Here is a 3,704-nt window from a genome sequence, read left to right on the forward strand (position 1 = left end):
GCTCTCGGCCTGCGCGGCCTGCCCGGCCTGCGCGCCCGGCACCGTGACACCGACGAGTTCGCGCAGCCGCGTCTCGACGTAGGGCTCGGTGTGGTGCGACCTGTCGGCGATCCGCCGTACGAGATCGTTGACGCTGGTGGCGGCCTCCAGGTCCGCGATGCTGACCTGGACGAACTGATCGAGGATCTGGTGGCGGATCTGCTCCCAGTCCCCCCGCAGCCGCTGCTCCAGCTCCTGCGCCTGCTGCTGCTCCATACGATCGCCTCCACCGCGAGCCAGCTATTTGTAGGAATAAAACTACTTCGCTACCAGGCGGCGTCAACTCGAGACAACAGATACATCAGCACCCCGTTCCCGACACGCCAGCCGTCCTATTCCGCCGGAATACCACGACCTGGCCGATGTCCGCCGCGACGGATGTACCGGAACAAGCCATCTTTTTTTCCGAACAAAAGGACCGGCCCGCCGCCCCGCCATCCCGACTCACGATCCCCGACTCACGTCGTGTGGCCCACGATCCCCGGCCCACGATCCCCGGCCCACGTCGTGTGGCCCACGTCCGATTTCACGGCCCCTTCCGGCTTTTACCGACTCGCGCCCGGCCGCCAAGCGCGCGCCCGACACGGCAGCGGCCCCACCCATACCGGATCCCGCTGATCGCCGATCGCCGATCGCCGGCGACAGCGACAGCGACAGCGACAGCGACAGCGACAGCATGAGTTGACAAGGTTAAGTTGACGCTGGCAACCTTCGTCCATGAAATCGGCAGGACGGACGAGGGCGCGCCGGGGTGAGGGCGGCCGGCTGGCCGAGGAGATCCTGTTCGCGGCCGAGGCCCTGCTGGTCGAGACCGGGGACGAACAGGCCGTCACCGTACGCGCGGTCGCCCGCCGGGTCGGCGTGACGACGCCGTCGGTCTACCTGCACTACGCCGACAAGGCCGCGCTCCTTGACGCCGTCTGCCTGAAGATCTGGGGCGACCTGGACGAACGGCTGACCGCCGCCACCGTCGGCGTGGCGGACCCGCTGGACGCCCTGCGCCGGGGCGGCATGGCGTACGTCCGGTTCGGGCTCGACCATCCCGTCCAGTACCGGCTGCTGATGATGGGCCGCCCCCTCGCCCGTGACGAGGGCTGCGCAGCCGGCGCGGCCGGGCCGGCCGGCGCGCCCGCGTCGACGACGGCCGCCCGGGCGGCGCTGCGGCAGATGATCCGGGCGGTCCAGGACTGCGTGGACGCCGGGGTGTTCCACGGGGAGACGCGCCCGCTCGCGCTGAGCCTGTGGGCCGCCGTCCACGGCTGCGTGTCGCTGCTGCTGAGCAAACCCGAGCTGGACTGGCCGCCGCTGGAGGACTTCGTCGACCACACCGTGCGGATGGCCGGGCTCGGCACCGCGCTGATCAGCCGTGTCACCGTCCCCGGCGGCAGCTACAGCAGCGCGGCCATCGCCACCGAACTCGACAGGACCGTCGACCGCCTCCACCACCACCGGCAGGAGCAACAGTGAGCAACCCAGCGGTACCGACCACCACCGCCGAGGCAACGGCCGGGCCACCAGCCGGGCCAGCGGCCGGGCCACCAGCCGGGCCAGCGGCCGCGCCGTCGGTGGCCCTTGGCGGGAAAGCGGCGCCGGCGCCCACCGACGCGCCGCGGGCGCCGAGGAGCGGGCGTGCCCGCGCGGTCCTCGCCATCTCCTCGATCGGGGTGTTCGTCGTCTTCCTGGACGCGACCATCGTCAACGTCGCGTTCGAGTCGATCACCAGGAGCTTCCACACCACGACCGCGGGCCTGGCCTGGGTCCTCAACGCCTACGCGCTGGTCCTCACCGCGCTGCTCGTCCTCGCCGGGCGGCTGGCCGACCAGCTCGGCCGCAAACGGCTGTTCCAGATCGGGCTGATCGGGTTCGCGGTCACCTCCGCCGCCTGCGGGCTGGCGTCCGGCACCGCCGTTCTCGTCGCCGCCCGGGCGCTGCAGGCGGTGTTCGCCGCGATCCTGGTGCCGTCGTCGCTGGCCCTGCTGCTCCCCGAGTTCCCGCCCCAGAAACGCTCAGCCGTGATCGGGATCTGGGGCGCGATGGGCGGGCTCGCCGCGGCCAGCGGGCCGATCCTGGGCTCACTGCTCGTCCAGTACCTGTCCTGGCGCTGGGTGTTCCTGGTCAACGTGCCGATCTGCCTGCTGGCCGCGCTCGTCGGCGCACGGGTGCTGCGCGAGAGCCGGGACGAGGGCGCCACCGGCATCCCCGACCCGTTCGGCGTCATCCTCGTGACGGTGGCGCTCGGCGCTGTCGCGCTCGGCATCGTCGAGGGGCCGGAGTGGGGCTGGGACGACCCCCGCGTCATCGGCGCGTTCCTCGTCGCCGCGGCCGGCCTGCCGCTGTTCGTCGTCCGGACACGGCACGCCGCCCGGCCGGCCGTCGACCTCAGCCTGTTCCGGGTCCGCTCCTACAGCGTGGCGAACGCCGGGATGCTGACATTCGCCACCGCCTTCTTCGCCATCACCCTGGCGAACATCATCTTCCTGCAGACGGTGTGGCACTGGTCGGTGCTGCGCAGCGCCCTCGCGGTGACCCCGAGCCCGCTGCTCGCCGGCGTCGCCGCTCCGCTGGCCGGCGCGCTGGCCGACCGTTTCGGCCACCGCGCGGTCCTCGTCCCCGGCGCGCTGTCCTTCACCGCGGCGATGCTGCTGTTCGCCACCCAGGTCGGTGCCACCCCGCACTACGTCACCGAATGGCTGCCGGCGGCCCTGCTCACCGGTGCCGGCATCGGGCTGACCCTCCCCACGCTCGGCAGCGCGGCCGCCGCGTCGCTGCCGCCGGCCCGGTTCGGGATCGGCAGCGCCATCAACTCCTCGTTCCGGCAGCTCGGCGCCGTACTCGGGGTGTCGGTGTTCGTCGCCGTCCTCGGCACCCCGTCCCCCGCCTCCGCGCTCGACGCCTTCCAGCACGTCTGGTACGTGATGGCCGGCGTCGCCGCCCTCTCGGCCCTGCTGTGCGCCGCCATCCACACCCGCCCACACCGCCCGAACCACCCGCAGCAGGCACAACCAGTACACCAGCCACAACCGGCGCACCAGCCGCAACCGGCGTGACTGGTCGCAACCGGCGTGACTGGTCGCGATCACGCCGGACTCATGACCTCCTGCCCCCACCCGCTACCAGCCCGAGGACATCATCTGGAGGTGTCCAACGGAACAGGGACTCTTGAACCGGCTTCTTGGCCCGCTCCGGCCGGCATGCTGCCGGGTCGGGGCCGGCAGCGGCGCCCGGGGCATCGGGGCCGGGTTGCCGGATGGGCCGTCGCCGCCGGGGTTACGCTGATCGTCGCAGGGAGGCGTCGGCGGGTGACGGCGTTGGCAGGGTGACGGGGACGGTGTGGACGAACGACAGGGGAACGGCTCGGCAGGCCGAGTAGACACGGTCCCGTCCGCGGACGCTGCGTTACGCGCCTGGGCGGCTGTGCATGCCCGCACGGTGGGCCGCACGGGTGATCCCGCGGGAGTCCCGCCCCGGCCCGACGGCGCGCGGCCGGCCGGGCCGGCTCCCCGCTGGGACCAGCCGTGGGCGCCGGGCGAGGTGACCATCACCGAACCCCCGACCATTCTGCCCGGCCACACCGGCCCGGTCGGGTCGGTGGCGTGGGCGACCGGTGGGGACGGCCGGCTCCTACTCGCCACCGCCAGCCGGGACGGGACGGCGCGGGTGTGGGA

General features: G+C 72.7%; 4 protein-coding genes. 3 read left to right on the forward strand and 1 reads right to left on the reverse strand.

What is annotated here, in order from left to right; all coding sequences use genetic code 11:
• Positions 1-255: hypothetical protein (locus tag NBX02_RS13235; protein ID WP_250291561.1), on the reverse strand; the 255-nt coding region annotated here is incomplete at its 3' end.
• A gap of 501 nt (positions 256-756) precedes the next feature.
• Here NBX02_RS13235 and NBX02_RS13240 point away from each other — a divergent pair.
• The 3 genes from NBX02_RS13240 to NBX02_RS13250 form a co-directional block, all read left to right on the forward strand.
• Positions 757-1,506: a TetR/AcrR family transcriptional regulator gene (locus tag NBX02_RS13240; RefSeq protein WP_250286223.1), complete on the forward strand. Its 750-nt coding sequence runs from the start codon at positions 757-759 to the stop codon at positions 1,504-1,506.
• Complete coding sequence (locus NBX02_RS13245; RefSeq protein WP_250291563.1) at positions 1,503-3,086, forward strand: MFS transporter; 1,584 nt, start codon at positions 1,503-1,505, stop codon at positions 3,084-3,086. The genes NBX02_RS13240 and NBX02_RS13245 overlap by 4 nt, the downstream gene beginning before the upstream one ends.
• A gap of 382 nt (positions 3,087-3,468) precedes the next feature.
• Positions 3,469-3,704: WD40 repeat domain-containing protein (locus tag NBX02_RS13250; protein WP_250291564.1), on the forward strand; the 236-nt coding region annotated here is incomplete at its 3' end.

Source organism: Protofrankia sp. CiP1_Cm_nod1 (assembly GCF_920888515.1).
GTDB lineage: Bacteria > Actinomycetota > Actinomycetes > Frankiales > Frankiaceae > Protofrankia.